The organism is Sulfolobus sp. B1, assembly GCF_007050195.1.
GTDB lineage: Archaea > Thermoproteota > Thermoprotei_A > Sulfolobales > Sulfolobaceae > Saccharolobus.
Genome location: NZ_QIMI01000244.1, coordinates 1 through 1,405 on the forward strand (window position 1 = coordinate 1; position 1,405 = coordinate 1,405).

General features: G+C 35.0%; 2 protein-coding genes. Both read right to left on the bottom strand.

Annotation, left to right across the window (positions count from 1 at the left end; genetic code table 11):
* Positions 1-257: 257 nt before the first annotated feature.
* The gene (locus DMP16_RS09870; RefSeq protein ID WP_069281494.1) at positions 258-1,100 is read right to left on the bottom strand and encodes a 4Fe-4S dicluster domain-containing protein; all 843 of its coding nucleotides are present in this window, start codon (positions 1,098-1,100) and stop codon (positions 258-260) included.
* A gap of 65 nt (positions 1,101-1,165) precedes the next feature.
* Entirely contained in the window at positions 1,166-1,405 is a 240-nt protein-coding gene (locus DMP16_RS09875) for a sulfurtransferase TusA family protein (RefSeq protein WP_083216333.1), read from the bottom strand.

Genomic DNA, 1,405 nt, shown 5'->3' on the forward strand with positions numbered 1-1,405 from the left:
TTGACTCACAATTACACCCGATTAATAATAGTTTTTTAGATTTATAAGCTTTATTTTAAAACTTCTTTATGGTAATGAGTACAAATAATTAACTAAATATTGAAATTTGGGGAATTAACGTTAGTTACAGATGTAACCAACCCTTTCATAGTAATATTATACAGTTTATATCTTTGAAAAAAGTTATAAAGAATAAGGAATAAGAAAAGTCTTTACATGTTTGAAAAAGTTATAAAGAAAAGTCGTTTTAATTCTCTTTATAGGTCTAACCAACTATCTGGTAATTCGTCTTCATTGAGTTCTCCTTTCTCCCACTTCTCCTTAATTTCTTCTAGCTGCTGCTTTCTTTCTTCATATATATCCATAATCATATCATATAAATCCTTATCAACATTCTTAATCGAGTCTAAGACCCCAGCTTCTACAAAAATTGTCATCATCTCAACAGCGGTCTGTAGTGATGCGTGCCAACCTATATCAGTCCTTTGCAATAAATCAACTGGAACTGCTTTTCTATAAACATCCATGTTCTTAGATTCCTCAACGGCTTGAGGTCCCCAATCAGGAAAAGCGTCAGGCTGTATCATATCAGGGGTAACTTGATTACCCATAGTTATTACTGTTAATAATACCCTTCTATAGGGAGCCAAGATCTGCTTTGCTGATTCTAACCCAAATTTTACTGCATATTCTCTAAGTAGCATTATTAACCCGGCTATTTCGTTATTGAATGGACACCTCATAGAACAAGTATAACACTGGACACAAGCCCACACTTTTTTATTCACAAATTCCCAAATCTTATCAACAGCGTCCCTCATCATGTATTGAATCATTTCTCTGGGACCAAAATCATAGAACTTGGCAGCAGGACAACCAGAAGTACACACACCACAATTCAAACATCCTCTAAGATATTCATTATATCTAAAATCACTTTTTACTGCTTCCCAGAATTTCTTTGCTAAATCCCTTTCCTCAGGTTTTAAGTTACTTATTAAGTTCCTATCCTCTTCCGGCAATGATTCTTGAACTTCATAAGCCATATCTAAAAATCTGGGATCGTCCGGGAGAGCTGGTAATAAAGTTTTAGTAGCCATCCATCCCACAGTATAAGATTAAGCCCAGAAACTTATAAATTTTATTAATAAAAAAGAAACGTAACTTACTTCACTCTTTTAATTAATATTCTAGTTACACCATTATCTTGCTTAATATCCAATATCTGATTACCAGTCCTCCTAGCCCAAGCCTCAATATCTGGCTTAGCAGCAGGGTCAGTAGCTAAAACCTCCAAAACCTCACCAACATTAATCTGCTTAATAGCCTTAGCAGTCTCCAAAACGGGACCAGGGCAATACATACCCCTAACATCCAAAGTCTTAGAAATCCTAAGCTCTGACAC